We start from the raw sequence: 19709 nt of genomic DNA on the forward strand, positions 1-19709 counted from the left end.
CACCGACACCGTAGAAGTGTCGGCGCCGGGCCGATGCCGGGGACCGGTCGCCCGCGCGACCGTGGTCCGGTGATCGAAGCCAACGAACTCACCAAGCGGTACGGCCCCACGACCGCCGTACGCGCACTCTCCTTCACGGTCCGGCCCGGGCACGTCACCGGATTCCTCGGCCCGAACGGCGCCGGAAAGACGACAACTCTGCGGATGCTGCTGGGACTTGTTGAGCCGACCGGTGGCAGTGCCACGATCGGCGGTCACACCTTCCGCCGCCACCCGCGCGGCCTGCGGCACGTCGGCGCGCTGCTGGACGCGGGCGATGTGCACGGCGGCCGGACCGCGCGGGCCCATCTGCGGATCCTGGCCCGGAGCAACCGCATCCCGGCGGGGCGGGTTGAGGACGTCCTCGACGAGGTGGGCCTCGCCGGGGGGCCGGCCCGGCGCCGGGTCGGCGGCTACTCGCTCGGCATGAGACAGCGGCTCGGCATCGCGACCGCCCTGCTCGGCGACCCGCCCGTCCTCCTCTTCGACGAGCCGCTCAACGGGCTTGATCCGGAAGGGGTGTTGTGGGTACGGGAGCTGTTCCGCAAGCTGGCGGCGGAGGGTCGTACCGTCTTCGTCTCCAGCCATCTGATGTCCGAGATGGAGAACACGGCCGACCAGCTCGTCGTCATCGGCAAGGGCGAACTGACAGCCGCCGAAAGCCTCACCGACTTCGCCGCCCGCGGCACGGCGCCGACGGTGACCGTACGGACACCGGACGCGGGTGCGCTGGCCGCCGTCCTCCTGTCGAAGGGCGCCACGGTGGCCTCGCACGACGAGGAGACGCTGAAGGTGACCGGGGCGAGCGCCGACCGCATCGGCGAGCTCGCACACGAACACCGCTTCCTCATACGGGAGTTGACGACCGAGCGCGCCTCGCTGGAGGCCGCCTTCATGGAGCTGACCGCCGACAGCGTCGAGTACCTGGCCGGAGAATCCCGATGACGACCGTGATCGCGTCTCCCCTGCCCCTCCCCCGCTTCGGTGACCTGCTGGCCGCCGAGTGGCTCAAACTCCGTACCCTGCGCTCCACTTACTGGGCGCTCGGCCTCGGCGCGCTGGCCGTGATCTCCTTCAACGCGAACGCGGCCCGCGCCGACTACGTCGACTATCCGCACTACAACGCGATGATGCGCGCCCACTTCGAGAACACCGCGCTGTTCGACGCCTTCACCCGGGGCGCCGCGATGATCCTGATCCTGACGGTGGCGAGTGTCGGCGCGATCACGGTCGTAGGCGAGTACTCGACGGGCCTGATCCGTACGACTTTCGCGGCCGTGCCGGACCGCCGGGCGCTCATGTCGGCGAAGGTGTCGGTGGTGACGGCCGTCATGACGGGATACGGCCTCGTGGTCGCCGGGGCGTCCTTCGCGGCCTCGCAGGCCATCCTCTCCGGACGCCACGCAGGCCTGTCGATCACCCATCCCGGCGCCTGGCGCGTGATCGTCGCATCGGCCCTGCTCGCCCCGGTGTCCGCACTGGCCGGCATGGCGCTGGGCGCCCTGATCCGGCACAGCGCCACGACAATGGTCCTCACGGCCGGCGTCCTCCTGCTCCTCCCCGAGTTCGTCACCGACCGTTACCACTGGACGGCGTGCGTACGGAACGCTCTGCCTTTCAACGCCTGGGAACGTCTCGTGCAGGTCAACTACGGGCACGTTCCGTCTCTGTTGGGCTCGCGGTATCCGACGACCGTCGGGGGTGCCTGGACCGTGTTCGCGGTGTGGGCGGCGGTCGCGGTGGTGGTCACGGTTGTTGGCGTGGACCGGCGGGATGCGTGACCGCTCTTCCCTCGTCGGGCTCCGGCTCCGGATCCCGTTCCGGGGTCGGTTCCGTCGCCTCCCACAACACGTTGAAGCGGTTGACGCGTTCCTCCACATGCTCGCGTGTCAGCTTCAGCGTCGTCCTGGCCGGCATGACCCGGATGTCGGGCTCGGTCTCGCAGGAGAGTTCGCCGTCGAAGACGATGAAGTCGTTCAGCGAGTTCATCTGGGCGGTGGGTTCCAGCAGAGCCCGGACCGCGATACGCGCGTCGATCCCCAACTTGCCGTGTCTTTCGCAGAGTTGGCGAAGGCTGCCGGTGACCTCGGATTCGTCGTCGACGAGGAACACGCGCCGAATCTGCACCCGCCGTGACTTGATGGCCGTCTCCTGGGCGGCCAGATACCGCCGTGCGGGCTCGCTCGACCAGAAGTCGCGGTCCACGGACGTGCTGGTGGCGTAGAGCGTCCGCTTGACGCACTTGGTGAGGTCGATCAGCCACTCGTGGTTCTCGCCGGGGCAGTCCGCCGTGCCGTTGCCGAGGTTCTCCATGAGCAGCGCGAGCCGGCCCAACTCCTCCTCGGCGAAGGCCTTCACGATGTCCGCGCCCTGCTCGCCCACTTTTGTGTAGCCCAGCACCAGCCGGGTCACCTCGTCGGAGCGCAGCACCGAGCCGTCGACCTTGCTGTACAGCTCCGTCGCCGCGTTGATCTTGGCGAAGCTCTCGTCGACCGCCGCGCGCATCTCCATGTGATGGCTGGTCAGACTGTCCTTCATGTCCTGGATGCGCCACTTCTGGCTTTCCTGGACGGCCTCCAGCCGCTCGCCGAAGTCCACCAGCAGTTGAACGATCAGCACCGCACAGCCGAGGACGACGGCCATCGTCCACTGGTCCAAGCCGCTGGCGCCCTCATCCAGGGCGCCGGTCACGAAGAAGGCGACCACCCCCGCCAGGACCGCGAACAGCGCCCTGAGGAACAGCTTCGGCCCGCGCCGGGTCTGGTGCCTCATCGTGTGGTCAGCGCCTGATGCAGCAACGGAATGGCCTGTATTGCCAGTTGATCCCGAATGCGCTGGCGCAGATTCTCCCACTGGCGGCTGAAGCCCGGTTCCCGCTCCAGTACGTCCCACAGGTGCCCCAGCCTGCGGTCCACGTGCGCGCGCGGCATCCACAGGTGCAGCAGGTGGTCGACGGCCGGGCGCAGCGCCAGGACCGCGGCGGGGCCGTCCGCCGCACCGAGCCGGCTGTTCTCCAGCATGTGCACCACTGTCGTCAAAAGCCAGTCGTGCAACGCAAGGTCCTCACACAGCCCCGCGACCGCGGCGGCCGGGATGTTCTCCGGAACCCTCAACTCGATGGTCCGTAGCCCGTCTTCGGCCAGTATGAAGCGGTCCAGCGACGGCCCCTCACCCTCGGGTGACCGTCGCGCGGCCCATCGCAGGTGCGTGCGGCGGGACTTGAAGGGTGCCTTGTGGTCGATGAGTGGATGTCGCACCAACTGCGCCAGCAGCTCCTCGGTAATCATCCCCAGGTCCAGTTCGCCGCGCCCGCCACCGCGCAACACGCCTTCCGCAGTGGCCTGTTCGTGCAGTCTCCCGAACGGCTCGACCACCCCGGGCCGGACGAGATAGTGCCCCCAGGGACGGCGTACCTCGGGGCCGTCGGCCGGGGTGCTGAAGTAGGCGGTGGACTGCAGGACGCGGCCCTCGGTTAGCGCAGCGCGGCCTGCCACCGTGCCGACGGCCCGGACCCCGGCGCCGTTCGAGGTGGGCAGCCGGCAGTCCACGCCCGTCAGGACCTCGGGCGAGAGGGCGTACAGGTTGGGCCGCTCGGAGACCAGGACCTGTTCGTCGGCGCGCAGCCTCAGCAACTGGGCGGCGGCCCGTCCGTCCAGAGACTGGAAAGACGGCAGCAGACAGGTGCGCACCTCTCCGCAGACGAGGACCGAACACGCGGGCCGTCCGGGGATCGTCATGTCAACTCCCCTCCCACGCAGCAGGGTTGGCGGAATCCTCGTAAAAGACGTACGTGGCGCGCTGCGCCACCGCCTCCGGCACCGCGACGCCTTCGCCCGCCGACCGCTTGGCGACCTGCGCGAGTGCCTCGGTGTCGACGTCGACCTGGTCGAGGATGAGCCGTACGGCGTCCTCGACGGCGAGGAACCGGTTCGCCATCAGCGTGCAGGTGCGGTACGCGCTGAACGAGACCCGGGAGTCGCCCAGTTTGAGCAGCGGCGGCAGCCGGTCCCAGTCGTGCGGGAAGTCCCCGCCGGTCCAGGGGCGCGGCACCAACACCGGTTCGCCCAGGTGTCGTAGCAGACCCAGGCGGGCCAACTGCCATACGGCGACCAAGAACGGGCAGGACCACAGGCGGCCCTTGTCCGTGTCGGACCACAACTCGACGTCCATGAAGACCGAGTGGTTGCGGGCCGCGGTCTCCTGCGGCGGCTGCCAGGTGACGATCTCGGCGAGGGCGCTGCGGGTGGGCGTGGTGCGCTGCCCGTTGGCGAGCCAGCCGGTCTGGCTGACCGGAGGGCGGGAGCCGTGGCTGCCCGGCGGCGGGGACTCCACCAGGCGGTGCATGACGGACTCGGCCAGCTCGATCCGGTCGGCAACCGCGCAACCCGACTCGCGGGCCAGGTAGTCGATGACGAGACCGGCCTTCTCGGCCTCTTCGAGGACCAGCGGGATGAGTTCGGCGGGGGTGGAGAAGCGGGTGAAGTAGTCGTCGATCAGGAAGCAGGTGCTGATGCGGGGGCGTTTGCCGCCGATCCGGCGGGCGGTGGCGGCGCGGGCCGCCTCCACCCAGATCCGTACCTCGGCGAAGTGCTCGCGCAGCCGCTCGGGGCCCGCCTCGAAGTCCTCCATGTAGAGGTGGCCCAGCTCCAGCGAGAGATGGGCCAGCGGCACGGACTGGGTGCCCGGGTCGGCAGTGGTCTCCCGGAAGACGGCCTCCGTCATGCCTCCTCCCAGTACTTGTCGTCGGTCAGCCGCGCGGCCAGGTCGCTCAGTGCCTGCCAGGTCTCCATGGTGGCGATCTGGCTGTCCAACACGTCCTCGTCGGTGATGAGTTGCTCCCGCCACTGCAGGACGGGCTCCAGCGGCACCGAGCCGAGCACCTGGCTGTAGCCGATGCCGTGGTGCGAGGCGAGATGCTTCAACTCGGTGTCGCACTGCTCCATCCACGCCGACTGGGTGGGCGTGGCCTGCGACCACAGCGCCGAGTCGGGATCGGGTACGGCGGCCCGTACGAAGCGGATGGCGCCGCGCAGCGCGTCCTCGTCGTGGCCGCGGGCGACGCCGCCGGCGAGGATGCCGCGCTTGCCGTAGACGAGGCTGGCCGCGGCCTCCACGTGCTGGCGGGTCCAGCGGTGGAAGACCAGCCAACGGGCCAGGACACCGCTCATCGCCCGCTGCGAGGTGGCCGCGAGGACCATGTCGACGGCGTAGCTGCGGCCGGCGCTGAGGTCGACGACGATCAGGTCGAACTCGCCGTTGAGGCGCAGGAGCAGGTCCACGCAGCGGCGCAGGTTGTCGCCGGAGGTGGCGAACTCGCCGCCGCTGAGGTCACCGGGCATGAGGATCAACCGGCCCGCTCCGGGCGGCTGGTTGCGCAGGACGCGGTGTTCGGTGTCCGCCCAGACGTCGATCCTGACCGGTTCGCTGATCTCGCCTATCAGATAGGAGTGCAGTCCGCGGTCCTCGGCGGCCTCGCGGGCTTCGGGCACGTCGAAGACGGCCGAGGCGGTGGGCGAGCCGAAGTCGAAGTCCAGATAGCAGACGTCGTCGCCCATCAGCGCCCGTTGGTAGGCGAGGTTGGCGCTGGTGACGGAGCGGCCCGTGCCTCCCTTGTCGGAGGCCGCGAAGATCAGCACGGGTCACACTCCCTGGGCCCTGGCGGCTTCGCGGGCCCGGGCGAGTGCGTCGAGCTGGCCCAGTACGTCGAGGGTCAACGAGCAGGCGGTGCCCGGCTGTTCGTCGACGAGGGCGCGGGCGCGACGCAACTTGACCTCGATTCCCCTGAGCTGCATGCCGCGTTTTCCGTCGGAGTTGGGCGCGGGTGCCATCTGTTCGTTGCCCAGGAGGTGCGTGGACTCGCTGAGCAACGCCCGTGCCAGTTCGGTGAGTTCGAGGCTGCGGATCGATGGCTGCGCGTACATGTTGTGGACCTGGACCATCACCTCGGTGACGCGCTCGGTGATGCTCCAGGACACCGGTCCCTCGGTGAGGGCAGTCTCCGGGTAGATGGCGTGCACGTTGTCCCACAGACCGGAGCCCTCGCCGTCGCCCACCCGGCGCCGCCACACATGCCCGAAGATGTCCTCGGCCAGCCTGAGCAGCCGGTCATGCGCGGAGAGGTTGCGGGAGAGCGTGCACAACTGCACGGTGCGCTTGAGGAGTTGGGCCGAGAAGTCGCTCATCGTCCAGTCCATCGGCGGGCCTATGGTGCCGCCGCCCTGGAGCGGCAGGGTGACGCCGGGGTTGTGCAGCTGGATCATCGGGTCGTCGCGCGTCATCCGGCTGGTGATACGGCCGCGTTCGGCCAGGCGCTCCATGACGCGGACGGTGCGGGTCAGGTCGTCGTCGGTGGCCCGGCGGCGCATCAGGTCGTGCACGAGGATCGCGGCGACCGAGAGCGAGAAGTACTCCGACTCCAGCCGCTGTCCCGTCGTACGCCAGGGAATGTCCTCCAGGGGCCAGCGGTCGCCGTCGAAGCGGGCGATGCGCGACCAGTACTGCTGCGTGATCTCCCAGCGCAGTCGTAACGCCTCGGCGAGCTTCTGCTGTTCGGCGTTGAGCAGCCCCAGGGTCAGGGTGCGGTCCGAGAACAGGTCCTGGATCCCGTCGAGCGCGACCACCGTGAAATAGAGGTACGGCACCGGGTTGGCGACGCCGACGGGCTGGGCCCCGATGGTCTCCTCGGTCTCCACCTCGGGCGCGTCCCGCACCAGGCTCCAGGCCCAGCCGCACTCGAACAGCTGGCTCTCGTCCTTGAGTGCCTCCTGGACGTCGAGGCCGAGGATGAAGCTCTCGATGATGGCGGCGCGCAGCGGCCGGAACCGCCGCTGGAACTGCTCCAGCACCTGACGCTGCGACAACTGCCCCTGGCCGAGGAGTTCGCAGAGCGTCTGGCCCTGGGAGGAGTCGGTGTCGTAGACGTTGACCGTGAACGACCGCAGCAGGCTCACCATGGCGGCGGTGAGCCGGTTGCTGGTCGCGGCCTTCAGTTCTTTGATCGTCTCCTGCATGTCGCTGCGGCGGGTCTTGGACTCGTAGACCTTGAGGAAGCCGAGCAGGGCGAGACAGAGGGTGATCGACATGGAGAACGAGTCGGTCACGCCGAGTTGGCGCTGCTCCTCGGTGAGGTCCTGGTCCTTGTCCCGGGACTGGAAGTAGTAACCGCCCGCGAACGTGGGCCTCTTGTCGTCGGTGTGGGTGCGCATGAACTCGACGGCGGCCGTGACGAGGTTGGCCGGAATCTCCAGTCGTCCGCCGGCCCGCTTCAGCGTCTGCTGGACGTCGGTCAGCGTGGTGTCGGGGTCGTCCAGCCGGAACGACGGCAGCTCCGTCGCCGGATAGAAGAGGCAGAGCAGGCGCTCGGCGTCGGCGACACTGCTCTCGCCGCCCCATTTGCCCCAGGCCCACTCACCCCCGTCGAACGAGTGACGGGCGACCGCCTGCCAGATGTCCAGCAGGTGCTGCCGCGGCTTGATTTGCATGTCATGCCCCCCACGCAGACCACTCTGCCATTAGCCGAGGAGTATCCCTATTCTGCGGTGATTCGCCGATCGACCCGATCGGAAGATCGGAACATGTGCGTCCGAATTCCTACGCCAGCAATAGGAGAGGATCATTCCAGAATAACCGCCCCGCACCCGGCCCTCGATTTTGAGCCGCTGCGCGTTGAGCCCGTCCACGAATGGTTCGAGACTCTCACGCACCTCGACCTCTCCCACGTCGCATGCGGGGAAAAAATACTCACCCGCATCATACCCCTTGGAGTGTTCCACAAAAGCGGCGGCAAAGTTGCCCTGTTCGACCTTGACGGTTCCAGTCGTAGGAGTCGCACTGACCCTCCAGGTACCTGACGTTCGCGGTCGAGTGCCCGAAAAACGTGATCTCGTCACACTAGGGCAGCTTGGACAGAGCGTTGTAGATGCTGGCGCCAGCATCTACAACGATGCCGCAAACCGTGCCGACGGCCTGTTTCCTAAAATGATCAGCAAAATGATCTCGCACGATGTGCAGGATTTCCGCATCCTCCGCCTACAGGTCACGATAGTTGTGATCAACGTAGGCGATCGGGTCGAATGCCTCCCAGGAGACATCTGAATTCTTCACCTGCCCCCCGGAAGGTCTCACAGCCATTCATTCACAGTACCAACATCGGAGGCACGACATTCCTCTACCCAAGATGTTTGGAACCACTCCGAACACACAAGAAAGAACAGGTCGTTTGTGCCCCATCCGCACCATCCGCACGACTGTCAACATGCACTTGGCCCTGTATCCCCAGGAGGCTCAATGGCGACTTTTCCGGAGGAACGTTTTCCATCTGTCGGACGCCGCGCTGACCAGGCATTCTTCGCCGACCGCGCCGACCGACACCTGACGCTGAGGGGCGTCACCGAGGCCGATCTGCCCGAGCTCCTGCGCGTGGACAGGGAGGCTTTCCCCGAGGAGCCGTACCCCACCTTCGTCCTCCGGCAGCTCTGCGACATCCACGGCGACTGCATCCTCGTCCTCGACGACGGCGAGGGCCTTCTCGGATACATCCTCTTCGCCAACACCTCGGACGGCTACGTGAGTTGGATCATGAGCCTCGCCGTCACACCCCATCAGCAGGGCCGCGGGCTGGGCCGGCGCCTGATGGTCGAGGCCCTGCGTCGGCTCCGCACGGAGAACGTCCACCAGGTCCGCCTGACGGTGGAACCGACGAACGCCACCGCGATCATGCTGTACCGCTCGCTGGGGTTCTCGTCCGAGCAGGGAGTGCTGAAGGACTACTTCGGGCCGGGCGAGCACCGACTCCTCATGACGCTCGCCCTGTGACCGTAGTACCGGGCCAACGCGCGGAACGCCTCCTTCGGCTCCCAGTGCCAAGGTGAACTCGGGTCCCCTGGACGGTCCTTGACGGTCTTGGTGATCGCGTAGCTCGCCATGTCGAGGTCGTGGCGCGGGTCGTCGGCGCGGTGCGGGGCGTCCGGGGTGACGAACTCGAAGGCCATCGCCCCGTAGAGGCCCATCGACTCGAAGACCTCCAACAGGTCGACCACGTAAGCCGCTTGGGTGTGTTCGCTGCGGATCCGGTGGCCCTTGATCTCCTCCGGGTCCTTGTCGTAGTCGACGACGTTCCAGCCCATGCCGGCCGTCTTCTCGGCGTCCTCGTACGCGCAGGTGCCGAACTCGGTGATGGTCACGGGCTTGCCCCAGCGTTCGTAGGCCCTCAACTCCCACACGTAGTCGGCTGGTCGGCGGAAGTACGAGTAGTAGTCGATGCCCACGATGTCGAAGAGGTTCCAGTCGACCTTGTCGTCCTGGGCGGCCGCGTAGCCGAGGCTGCCGTGGAAGACGGAACGGCCGTGCGCCGCCGCCTTCTTGGTGAACGCGTCCAGCCTGCGCTGCATCCCGACCGGGTCGAACATGCCGTTCAGGAGGTTCTGCACACGGTCCAGGACCGTCGCGCCGGGCACGATCCCGGGCACGAACAGCCAGAACTCGCAGCCCACACTGAAGTCGACGCTCGCGCCCTGCCGCCGGAGGCGTTCCGCGAACCGGCCGGTCTCCGCGAGGTGTTCGAGGATGTCCCGCTCCGGAACGTCGGCGAGGGTGGGCTGGAGCCAGATGTGCAGGCCCAGTTCGGCGGCCTCGGCGGCAGTGGCGGTGAGGCGGTCGACGCCGTCCCCGGTGACGTCGACCGTGTCGGCGTGCAGCTCGTCGCGGATGGCGCGGAGGTCGGCACGCATCCGGCGCGGGTTCCAGGCGGTGGCGGGGGTCTCGCCCTCGCCGACCGTGTAGACGACGCCGTGGCGGCGTAGGCCGGGGCGGCGGCCATGTTTCGCGCGCGGTTGCGGCTGTGCCGTCGCCTGTCCTGACGGCAGCAGCGCGCCCGCCACTCCGAGGGCCAGCGCCCCCGCCAGGAACTGCCCCCGAGTGATCCCCCGCGCGATCCCCTGTGTGTTCGCCATGCGCCCACTGTGCCGATCCGGGCCCCGCCCCGAAGTCGCCCGATGGTCTACGGCGACGCAACCAAGGTATGAGCTCTCGCGTCGGTCACTGGAGAGATCGTTGACGGCAATCGACCGACCGTCGACGGAGACCGGACCACCGAACCACCGATCCACCGAACAAAGGAGAGCGTGATCTCAGGCTCCACACAGTTTCCTACGACGCCCCTGACCACCCGGCGTACCGTTCTCACGGCCGGCGCCGCCACCGCCGCGACCCTCCTCACGAGCGCCTCCTCCGCGCAGGCGTCGGACAACACCGGCGTCACCGCCCGTCTGTCCGCCCTGGAAGACCAACACAGCGCCCGTGTCGGCGTGTTCGCGCATCACCTCGGTACGAGGAAGACCGTCGTGCACCGCGCCGACGAACTCTTCCCGATGTGCTCGGTGTTCAAGACGCTCGCCGCCGCGGCCGTCCTGCGGGACCTGGACCGGCACGGTGAGGTCCTCTCCAAGGTCGTGCACTACACGGAGGCCGATCTCGTCGACGGATCGGACCGGACCCGGGAGCACCTCGCCGACGGCATGACGGTCGAGCAGCTCGCCGACGTGGCGATCCGCTACAGCGACAACGGCGCCGGCAACCTGCTCCTGCGCGAACTCGGCGGCCCCACCGCCATCACCCGCTTCGCCCGCTCCCTCGGCGACCGGGTCACCCGGCTCGACCGCTGGGAGACCGAGCTCAACTCGGCCGAGCCGGACCGGATCACCGACACCACCGGCCCGCGCGCGATCGCCGGGCTGTACGGCAGGCTCGTCCTCGGTGACGCCCTGCGCCGCCCCGACCGCGACCGGCTCACCGCCTGGCTGCTCAACAACACGACGAGCGCCGCCCGTTTCCGCGCCGGGCTCCCCGCGACCTGGACGATCGCCGACAAGACGGGCAGCGGTGACTACGGCACCGCGAACGACGTCGGCATCGCCTGGACGGAGGCCGGTGACCCGGTCGTCCTCGCGGTCCTGACGACGAAGCCGACCCTGCCCGACGCGCCGTACGACAACCAACTGGTCGCGGACACAGCCAAGTTGGTCGCGGCAGCGGTCAGCTAGCCTCCGCGTTTCCCCCGGCGGTGGTCGAGTCTTGAGCGGAAAAGCGAAAATTCCTTCTGAGCTGGGAAGATGAGGCTTGACTGAGGTCTCCGCCATCACAGCAGGAAGGCACTTTCTGCATGCACCCTGCCCGGTCGCGTCCCAAGCTCGTCATGTCGGCCGACGGTCACGGAGCAGTCAGCCACGCCGGATCCCGCTTGCTGGCCGACCTCTCCGAAGCCACTGGCCTGACCAGTGTCTTCTCAGACGCACTACGTCAGCTGCGACCGCCTGCGAGCGGGCACGGCCCAGGCCGCATCGCGGTCGATCTCGCGGTGGTCATGCTCGCCGACGGCGGCGAGGCGATAGCGGACCTGGCCCTGCTACGCGACCCGCCGAAGGCGTTCGGCCCCGTCGCCTCCACCCCGACCCGCGGTCGCGGTCCCAACGCCTGCTCGGGCCCTCTCCTCGGGGATGCGTATGACCGGGGGTCGACCGGGAACGCTGTGACTGCGAGCGATGCCCGGGCAAAGTACGTACTCGGAGCGCCGAGACCCAAGCCGCAGTCAGGAAGCCGACGGCAAGCGTCCTCGCCAGCCATAATGGGCCGGAGAACGCGCCGACGCAGGCGCTGACAGCCGGACACACTTGAATCAATTGCAAGACGAACGACACGCGGTCCAGGCCGTTGGGCTTGCGCGCGTTGTCTGGTTCGCGGACAGAGCGTCCGGCGTGCGTGTGGCGCCGACCGTGACGGTTCAGCGTGAACATGGCATCCCTCTCCATGGTCTGTACTCGTTACCGCCGATGCTGAGCCGCCGGCATGCGACCGACCAGGGTGGAACCGCCGATGCCCGTTGATCGTGCAGCCTGTGCACGCGGTGCGTGCAAAACCTCGGCTCGCATCGACACGCCCACGGCGTAGCAGTAGCGTGACGATCAGTCACGAGCCGGGAGGGGATGGGATGGGAGCGAAACACGGCTGGTCGTGCGGGCGTCAACTAAGCCGCAGGATCGAGGCGGACGGCGGCACAAAGGCACAGGCGGCGACGGCGATCCACGAGCACTGCCGCGTCTCGCTGCTGCGGGCGCACCGCGCCGCCCACGGGCTCACGCTCGCCAATGCGGCGGAATGCGTACGCGGCATACTGCGCGAGTGGGACACGCCTGCGGAAGGGCTGGCCCATCAGCAGATCTCGCGCTGGGAGAACGGCCTTGACACACCCTCTCCGCACTACCTCAAGGCATTGTGCTACCTCTACCAGACCCGGCCGGATCGGCTCGGGTTCGGTTACGACTTCTCCGCAGAACAGGAGCGGATCCGTGACGGTCCAGCACACCGGGCCCCTCTCACCATCGATCAAGGCGTTCGCGACATGAGGCGGCGGCCGCTCCTCCAAAGCGGGGTGAGCGGTCTTCTTGCGCTCGCCAGTTCCCACGGTTTGCCGCATGCTGGCGTGCCCCAGTCATGGTCCGCGCGGGACCCAAGGGCTTCCCTCGCAGAGCTCGAGGAGAGCGCCGAGCGCACTGGTTACTTGCTCTACAGTGCCGCACCGGCCGACTTCGTGCCCATGTGCATGCTGAACATGGCAGCTGTCCAGGGACTGCTGCTGCGTAAGCCAACGCTCGACGCGCAGCGTCGGCTCTATCGTCTCATCGCGCGCAACGCCGGATACATCGGCATCCGGGTGACCGACGTGTCCGCGATGCCGGACACGTTCAACTGGTTCCGGATCGCCGACCACGCGGCGCGGCAGGCCGAGGATAAGAGCCTGCAGGCATGGATCTTCGCGCACTGGTCGGACGCCTACGGCTGCTTCCACCACGCCCTTCCACTCGGTCTCCAACCGGCACGAGCAGCCCAGTCTCTAGGGCTGGCCGGGGCGCGCAGCGCCTCGGTCTACGGCTACCTGGCCGAGGCGGGGATCCAAGCACGGCTCGGCCGACGCCGCGAAGCCCTCGACGCGGTGCGGCGCGCCGACGCCATGTTCGCGGCGCTGCCCGCAGCCGCGACGGTCGAGGACGGCACCAAGATCTCTGAATACTTCCTGCGCTGGCACGAGTCCAACGCGCTGAGCGTGGTCGGCGAGGACAAACTGGCCCGCGAGATGCGGGCGGTGGCGCTGGCCCATCCCTTCGCCGGCCAGGATCTGGCCGGGCGCGCCCTGCTGGAACTCGATCAGGCGGCCGCACTGGTCCGGTCGAACGACGTCGACGCGGCCTGCAATCAGATCATGGAGACCTGGTACGAGCTGCCGGCGGAGTACCGGTCCGGCCAAGTGCCGAGGCGGATCACTCAAATCGTCGACCGCATGTCCTCGCTCCAGGCGACGAACAGCTCGGTGCGGGCTCTGTCCGACTACCTCCAGTCAGTGGACGTTCGGCCCGCAAGGGCCAAGGGCACCGACTCGGCGACATAGCTCGAGGCGAGGGCTCCGACTGCTCGTTCCGAGACAGAAAGGGCGAAGGCATGGAAAAACAGCGGAGAGCGCTGATCTCAGAGCGGAGGCGCGCGGAGCGGGCCCGGGATCTTCAACCCTGCGTATACCAATGGCCGGAGAGCCTGGAAGCGTATCTGCCCGATCCGACGGAACCCGGCGACCGGTGGTATCAGGCGGGCAACGCTTCGAACCCGAGGACCACGCTGAAGATACTCGACGACCTGTGCCCCGCGGCCGACCTGCTGATCGACCCGCTCTGCGGGAGCGGCAGTTCGGCCTGGGCTGCGCGGCTGCGCGGCCTGCCGTTCTTCGGTATCGAGCTCGATCCCGTGCTCGCGTGTGTCTCCGTCGCGAAGGCGCGGGCGAGCGTGCGGGACGCCGAGCTGCTCGTTGAAGCCGGGCGAGTCGAGGGCACGGCGGAGCCGATCTGCTCGGCCCGAGCGCCCGACTCGCCCTCGCCAATAGCACTGTGCCTTGCGGTGACCGCCACTCTGAGCCAAGGCACGGAACACCCGACTCAGCCGTCGGTGATACTTGAGGATCTCGCCGTCAGCCCGTCGCCACACGAGCTCAACACGGTGGTGTGGGCCGACGCCACCGACGAGGGCGTCTGGGCCGACCTGTATGCGCAGCCCGGTCCGCTCGCCCAGGCGCGGCATGCCGTGATCTACGCCTCACCGCCCTTTGGCCTGCGCTCGCCTCGCCCGCGAGCTGGCCTCGGGCTCTACGGCGCCGCGGTCCGCACACTGACCGCAGCCGGCGTGGCGCACGCACTTAGCAGGCCGGCAGAGTTCCCGGCGTACGAGGAGATCGCGGCCTCAGTCGTCGGCAACGTGGCACGGCTGCTGCCCCGAGTGACCGTCGTCCTCGAACACGAACCGGCCGACGACGGTCAGGACGCTCGGCGCCTGACTGCGGAGAGGCTCCTCGCGGACCTGGGTCACCGGGTTGAACGGTTGCGCATCCTGGAGAGCGCTGTCCGCTCGGGGCGCGGAGCCTTCTCGCTGATCACGTGTGAGATCCAGCCATGAACACTCCAACAGCGAGCACGCTGACTCAGCACGAGTGGCCCGCGCTCGCGCGCGATACGGTGAATCTGGCGGACGCTCATGCGCGCCACAGCCTCTCCACACAGTCCGTTCAGGGCTTGGCCGCGATACTCGAGGGCCTGCTCGCCAAGCAGGGGTCCAATTACTTCGAGGCCGAGGAGGCATTCCGCGCCGCGCTCTCGGGACACACCGGGCAGCAGTACGGAACGAATTCCTCGTTTCTCACCTACTCCGCTTCCATCGCCCTCGATGCCGCTGCAAAGCAGCTGCTCCCGCAACGTCGACCGATCGGGTTACTCACCCCAACCTTCGACAGCGTCCCCGCGCTCTTCCGCCGCAGCGGTCTGCACCTGACCCCCGTGCCGGAGCGGCGCGTACTTCCTGCTGTCGACCTCGACTACCTGGACGGTCTGAGCCTCGGCGCACTGATCGTGGTCGTGCCGAACAACCCGACCGGGACCGTGATGTTCCCCGATCAGGTGATCGGCCTCCTGGGCTGGGCGGCACGGCGTGGCGTGACACTGGTCCTGGATCTCTCTTTCCGAATGTTCGACCCGGGTCTGCGGTTCGATGTGATCGAGTCTGCGGACGGCATCGGCGCGCAGGTGCTGACTGTCGACGACACTGGTAAGACCATTCCGCTCTACGACACGAAGCTCGGCGTCCTGAGCGCGTCGCGTACTCTGGCGCAGCAAACTGGCCGCATCTGCGGCGATATTCTGCTGAACCTGCCCGAACTCGACCTGCGGATGCTCGGCTACCTGTTCGGTCAGCAGGGCCCTGACGCCGAGGTGGCCCGTGCCTGCCGGATCGCGGCCGCGAACGGCGCTCTTCTCGCGGAACTGAGTGCGGGCGGCACACCGAGGTCGGCGGGCGGCGGCTTTCAGCCGACGGTGGCGTGGCTCCATTGCGACACCGGCCGCGACCACATCGTCGAGAGCTGCCGCCGTTCTGGCGTCGCTCTGCTGCCCGGGGACCGCTTCTTCTGGGACCGTTCGTGGCAGAGAAATCCCGGGAGTGAACGGATCCGGGTCCCCTTGCTGCGGGATGAGAAACTTTTTGAAGACGGCATGCGGACGGTCTTCAGCGCCGCCCGAGATGTGTGCTCGCGGGTGTCGATGCACGCGGACGGTGAACAGTGACGAGCTCGACGCGAGTCATCCTGGTGACTGGGTCCTCGCTCGTCGGCGTCGAGGTCCTCGATCTGATCGCGTCGCGCGGTTTCACCACGCGACGGCTACGCAAGGACGTCATCACCGACGCCGAACTGCACGATGCGCTCCGGGGTGCGTCGGGCTACCTCCTCGGCGGATACGAGGAGCCCAAGGCTGAGCACTTTGAGCGCGCCGCGCCGGTGCTCGAGACGGTCGCGTTCGTCGGAACCGACTATCAGGCTCTGATCCCCGGCTGGCAGCGCGCGCTCGAACTCGGTATCGCGCTCTCCAACGCCCCGGGGGCCAACGCCCAGTCTGTCGCCGAGTTCACCATGCTGCTGATACTCAGTTTGGCGCGGCCGCTGTTCGGCACGATCGCCCGACCGGGCGACGGCGACGCGGCGCTAGGGGAGATAGGGCCGGTCGGTCTGGAGGTGCGAGGCCGCACGCTCGGAATCATCGGGGCGGGCCGAATCGCCCATCAGGTGGCGCGGATCGCGGCGTCCGGTTTGGGAATGGAGGTGCTGTATACGGGGCGGCGGCGCAATGAAGATCTCGAGCGAACCGCGGCCGCCTCCTTCGTCGACAAGGCCGCGCTCCTGGAGCGCGCTGACGTGGTCTCCCTGCACCGTGCAGGTCCCGCGGAAGGGGAGGGTCCGGAGCTGACTGCGGCCGACCTCAGCCGTCTGCGGCACGGCGCGTTCCTGGTCAATACGGCGCATCCGGACCTCATCGATGTCGACGCGCTGCTCAACGTGATCCGGTTGAACGGAGTCCGGGCCGCCAGCGACGGGCTACGGTTGACTCCGGCTTGGCGCAGGCTCATAGCGCTCGGCCCTGATCGGTTCCTGTGCATGCCCCAGCAGGGCTTTTTGACGGCCGAGGCCAACCTGCGCGCAGCGCAGCTCAGCGCGGAATCGGTGTGCGACGTCCTTGACGGCGGGAACTCGGCACTGGTCGTGAACCCCTGGTTTCGTCAGACACGGTCCGGGCTACCGAGTTACGGAGCTTTGCCTTCGAGCACATAGTGCCCGTCGCGGCTCAAGCCGAGGATGCGGCCCCCAGCGCCTAGCCTCCGCGTTTCACTTGCGGCGGTGGTCGAGTCTTGAGCGGAAAAGCGAAAATTCCTTCTGAGCTGGGAAGATGAGGCTTGACTGAGGTCTCCGCCATCACAGCAGGAAGGCACTTTCTGCATGCACCCTGCCCGGTCGCGTCCCAAGCTCGTCATGTCGGCCGACGGTCACGGAGCAGTCAGCCACGCCGGATCCCGCTTGCTGGCCGACCTCTCCGAAGCCACTGGCCTGACCAGTGTCTTCTCAGACGCACTACGTCAGCTGCGACCGCCTGCGAGCGGGCACGGCCCAGGCCGCATCGCGGTCGATCTCGCGGTGGTCATGCTCGCCGACGGCGGCGAGGCGATAGCGGACCTGGCCCTGCTACGCGACCCGCCGAAGGCGTTCGGCCCCGTCGCCTCCACCCCGACCGCATGGCGCCTGCTGGCCGGCATCGACCCATCCGCACTCACCCACATGCGCTCGGCCAGGGCCACCGCCCGGGAGATCGCATGGCTGCAAGCTGTTGAGACCAGGGCAGGGATACCCGCAGCCCGCGCGGGTGGACGCGACCTGCCGGACCTTGTCCTGGACCTCGACGCCACCCTGGTCACCTGCCACTCCGAAAGGGAGCAGGCAGCGGCGACCTACAAGCGCGGCTTCGGCTACCACCCGCCGCTGTGCTTCCTGGACAACACCGGAGAAGCCCTGGCCGCAGTCCTCAGGCCCGGCAACACCGGTGCCAACACCGCCGCCGACCACACCACCGTCCTCGACCAGGCACTCGCCCAGATCCCCGACGCCCACCGCCACGACACACCCATCCTCATCCGCGCGGACAGCGCCGGAGAAGCGAAAGCGTTCCTACACCACCTACGCATCCCTGCACTCACGCGGGATCATCACCCACTTCTCCGTTGGATACGCCGTCGCCGAGCCCGTCCACCGCGCAATCCGAGCCCTACCCGAGCAGGCCTGGCATCCCCCACTCGAACAGGACGGCACGCTGCGCCAGGGCGCAGAAGTCGCCGATCTGACCGGCATGATCGACCTGGCCGACTACCCGGACGGCACCCGGGTCATCGTCCGGCGTGAACGCCCGCACCTCGGTGCCCAGCTCTCACTGTTCGACCTAGACGAAGGCGTGCGCCACCAGGCCTTCCTCACCAACACCCCCCACGGGCAGGGCTCCGTGCAGCACCTGGAGGTCCGTCATCGCGCACACGCCCGCGTCGAAGACCGCATCCGCAACGCCAAGACCACCGGCTTCGGCCGCTTTCCCTCCCGCCACTTCCAAATCAACGCCGCCTGGCTCGAACTGGCACTGACCGGCGCCGACCTGCTCGCCTGGACTCAAACACTTCTACTGGAAGGCGAGTTGGCCGCCGCCGAGCCGAAGAAGCTCCGCTACCGGCTCCTGCACACCGCCGCCCGCATCACCGGCGGAGGCCGCCGCCTCTGCCTACGAATCTCCGCCACCTGGCCCTGGCGAAATGAGCTGACCAGCGCATTCACCCGCCTTGCGGACCTGCCCCGGCCAGCCACCTGAACCGCAACAGTCCCTGCCCACCCACTACCCGAGAAGCCCTGGAGCACCCGACCCGCGCGTCGGGCCCCTGTCATGCCCGACGGCGACAAACAACCGAACCCACCACCGCATCCCACTCAGACCGACTCAGCCACTCGAAGTGAAACAAGGGGGCTAGTACGGCACATACCACCGCCGGCGCGGCAAGTACCGTCTCTAGTGCTGCATCAAGCAACGTTGGCCCTGTCGACGACCGCGCGTAGGCGCCGGTCGTCGGCATGGCGGTTTCGCCAGATGATGTAGCGGCGGATCATGCTGCCTTGTTCCTTGTGGGTGGCGTGGTCGGTGCCGTCGAGGGTGAAGTACCGCAGGGCGGTGAACTGGGCCTCGATCCGGTTCAGCCAGGAGGAGTTCGTCGGGGTGTAGGCGATCTCGACGTTGTTGTCCGCGGCCCAGGTGCCGACCCGCCGGCAGCGTTTCGTGGTCAGGTGCGGGGAGAAGTTGTCGCAGATGATCGCGATGCGGGTGTCCGGCGGGTAGAGAGTGCGCAGGTAGCGGCAGAACTCCAGGAACTGCGTGCGCCTCTTGACCGGCTTGATGTGGCCGTAGAGCTTGTCCTTGGCCAGGTCCAGGGCGGCGAACAGGTGCCGGACTCCGCCGTAACGGTTGTAGGTGGCCCGGCGTCTGCGGCGCGGTTCGCGGGCGGGGTCTTTGTGCCTGCCGCCGCGTTCGGCCCATTGCCGTCCGGGGTGCGGCATCAGGTTGAGCGGACCGAACTCGTCCATGCAGAAGACGACATCGGGTTCGCCGTCCTCGGGTGTGACCTCGCCGTCGGCGATGGCGTAGAGGTGCTCGACGCGGGCCTTCTTGGCCGCGTAGTCGGGGTCGCGGGAGGTCTTCCAGGTTTTCAGGCGTTGAAAGGAGACGCCTTCCTCGCGGAGCAGGATGCGCAGGCCCTCGTGGCTGATGTCGTCGACCACCCCCTCGGCGACCAGGAAGTCCGCCAGTTTGGCCAGGCTCCAGGTCGAGAACGGCAGGTCGTGCTCGGTGGGCCTGGACTTGGCAATCTTCTTGATCTCACGGCGCTCGGGCAGCGTGAACGTCTTGGGGCGGCCGCCTTTGTACTTCGGGTAGAGCGAGTCGAAGCCGTCGGTGTTGAAGTTGTGGATCACATCGCGGACCCGGTCGTCGCTGGTGAACGACACCTCGGCGATCTTCGCTGCCGGCATGCCCTGCGCGGACAGCAGGACCATCTGGGCCCGGCGCCAGGTCACCACCGACCCGGTCCCCCTGCGGATGATCCGCAGAAGCCGCCGCCCCTCGTCATCGTCGATCTCTCGGACACGTACTCGCTCTGCCACTCGGACAGGGTGTCGGACACGCGCCGCCCGGCACAGCATCCGGACGGCGCGTCACATCACAACAGGG

15 protein-coding genes and 2 pseudogenes are annotated in these 19709 nt (G+C 68.0%); 10 read left to right on the forward strand and 7 right to left on the reverse strand.

Features of this window, described 5'->3' with window-relative positions; translation table 11 throughout:
* Positions 1-69: 69 nt before the first annotated feature.
* Positions 70-984: an ABC transporter ATP-binding protein gene (locus tag OG223_RS18255; RefSeq protein ID WP_329249436.1), complete on the forward strand. Its 915-nt coding sequence runs from the start codon at positions 70-72 to the stop codon at positions 982-984.
* The gene (locus OG223_RS18260; RefSeq protein ID WP_329249439.1) at positions 981-1820 is read left to right on the forward strand and encodes an ABC transporter permease; all 840 of its coding nucleotides are present in this window, start codon (positions 981-983) and stop codon (positions 1818-1820) included. Before OG223_RS18255 ends, OG223_RS18260 begins: the two co-directional genes overlap by 4 nt.
* Here OG223_RS18260 and OG223_RS18265 read toward each other — a convergent pair.
* The 5 genes from OG223_RS18265 to OG223_RS18285 are packed head-to-tail and all read right to left on the reverse strand — an operon-like array spanning position 1786 to position 7520.
* Complete coding sequence (locus OG223_RS18265) at positions 1786-2811, reverse strand: hypothetical protein (protein WP_329249442.1); 1026 nt, start codon at positions 2809-2811, stop codon at positions 1786-1788. The genes OG223_RS18260 and OG223_RS18265 overlap by 35 nt on opposite strands.
* On the reverse strand, positions 2808-3776 hold the full coding sequence (locus OG223_RS18270) for an SCO2521 family protein (RefSeq protein ID WP_329249444.1): 969 nt from the start codon (positions 3774-3776) through the stop codon (positions 2808-2810). Before OG223_RS18270 ends, OG223_RS18265 begins: the two co-directional genes overlap by 4 nt.
* Position 3777: 1 nt before the next feature.
* Entirely contained in the window at positions 3778-4761 is a 984-nt protein-coding gene (locus OG223_RS18275) for an SCO2522 family protein (RefSeq protein ID WP_329249447.1), read from the reverse strand.
* Positions 4758-5675 carry an SCO2523 family variant P-loop protein gene (locus tag OG223_RS18280; protein ID WP_329249450.1) on the reverse strand — a complete coding sequence of 306 codons (918 nt, stop codon included), beginning with the start codon at positions 5673-5675 and terminating at the stop codon, positions 4758-4760. Before OG223_RS18280 ends, OG223_RS18275 begins: the two co-directional genes overlap by 4 nt.
* 3 nt (positions 5676-5678) lie before the next feature.
* Positions 5679-7520: an SCO2524 family protein gene (locus OG223_RS18285; RefSeq protein ID WP_329249453.1), complete on the reverse strand. Its 1842-nt coding sequence runs from the start codon at positions 7518-7520 to the stop codon at positions 5679-5681.
* 805 nt (positions 7521-8325) lie between these two features.
* Here OG223_RS18285 and OG223_RS18290 point away from each other — a divergent pair.
* Positions 8326-8853 (forward strand): GNAT family N-acetyltransferase, encoded by a 528-nt coding sequence (locus OG223_RS18290; RefSeq protein WP_329249456.1) that lies wholly within the window; start codon positions 8326-8328, stop codon positions 8851-8853.
* On the opposite strand, the gene OG223_RS18295 is transcribed toward OG223_RS18290, so the two are convergent.
* Positions 8805-9989, reverse strand: coding sequence for an abortive phage infection protein (locus OG223_RS18295; RefSeq protein WP_329249459.1), 1185 nt, complete (start codon positions 9987-9989; stop codon positions 8805-8807). The genes OG223_RS18290 and OG223_RS18295 overlap by 49 nt on opposite strands.
* A 171-nt stretch (positions 9990-10160) precedes the next feature.
* Between OG223_RS18295 and bla the strand changes: the two genes are divergently transcribed.
* The 7 genes and pseudogenes from bla (at position 10161) to OG223_RS18330 (ending at position 18302) form a co-directional block, all read left to right on the forward strand.
* Positions 10161-11078, forward strand: a complete 918-nt coding sequence (bla, locus tag OG223_RS18300) for a class A beta-lactamase (protein WP_329249462.1) — start codon at positions 10161-10163, stop codon at positions 11076-11078.
* A gap of 119 nt (positions 11079-11197) precedes the next feature.
* A pseudogene (locus OG223_RS18305) lies at positions 11198-11497 on the forward strand (IS1380 family transposase); the annotation flags it as partial.
* Between the two features lie 525 nt (positions 11498-12022).
* On the forward strand, positions 12023-13477 hold the full coding sequence (locus OG223_RS18310) for a helix-turn-helix domain-containing protein (protein WP_329249464.1): 1455 nt from the start codon (positions 12023-12025) through the stop codon (positions 13475-13477).
* Positions 13478-13527: 50 nt separating this feature from the next.
* Positions 13528-14529, forward strand: a complete 1002-nt coding sequence (locus OG223_RS18315) for a hypothetical protein (protein ID WP_329249467.1) — start codon at positions 13528-13530, stop codon at positions 14527-14529.
* Positions 14526-15689: an aminotransferase class I/II-fold pyridoxal phosphate-dependent enzyme gene (locus OG223_RS18320; protein WP_329249470.1), complete on the forward strand. Its 1164-nt coding sequence runs from the start codon at positions 14526-14528 to the stop codon at positions 15687-15689. Before OG223_RS18315 ends, OG223_RS18320 begins: the two co-directional genes overlap by 4 nt.
* Positions 15686-16729 carry a 2-hydroxyacid dehydrogenase gene (locus OG223_RS18325; RefSeq protein WP_329249472.1) on the forward strand — a complete coding sequence of 348 codons (1044 nt, stop codon included), beginning with the start codon at positions 15686-15688 and terminating at the stop codon, positions 16727-16729. The genes OG223_RS18320 and OG223_RS18325 overlap by 4 nt, the downstream gene beginning before the upstream one ends.
* Before the next feature lie 165 nt (positions 16730-16894).
* A pseudogene (locus OG223_RS18330) lies at positions 16895-18302 on the forward strand (IS1380 family transposase).
* A gap of 206 nt (positions 18303-18508) precedes the next feature.
* Here the strand turns inward: OG223_RS18330 and OG223_RS18335 are convergent.
* Positions 18509-19642, reverse strand: coding sequence for an IS630 family transposase (locus OG223_RS18335; protein WP_329247221.1), 1134 nt, complete (start codon positions 19640-19642; stop codon positions 18509-18511).
* Between the last annotated feature and the right edge of the window lie 67 nt (positions 19643-19709).

It is taken from the genome of Streptomyces sp. NBC_01478 (genome assembly GCF_036227225.1).
GTDB lineage: Bacteria > Actinomycetota > Actinomycetes > Streptomycetales > Streptomycetaceae > Streptomyces.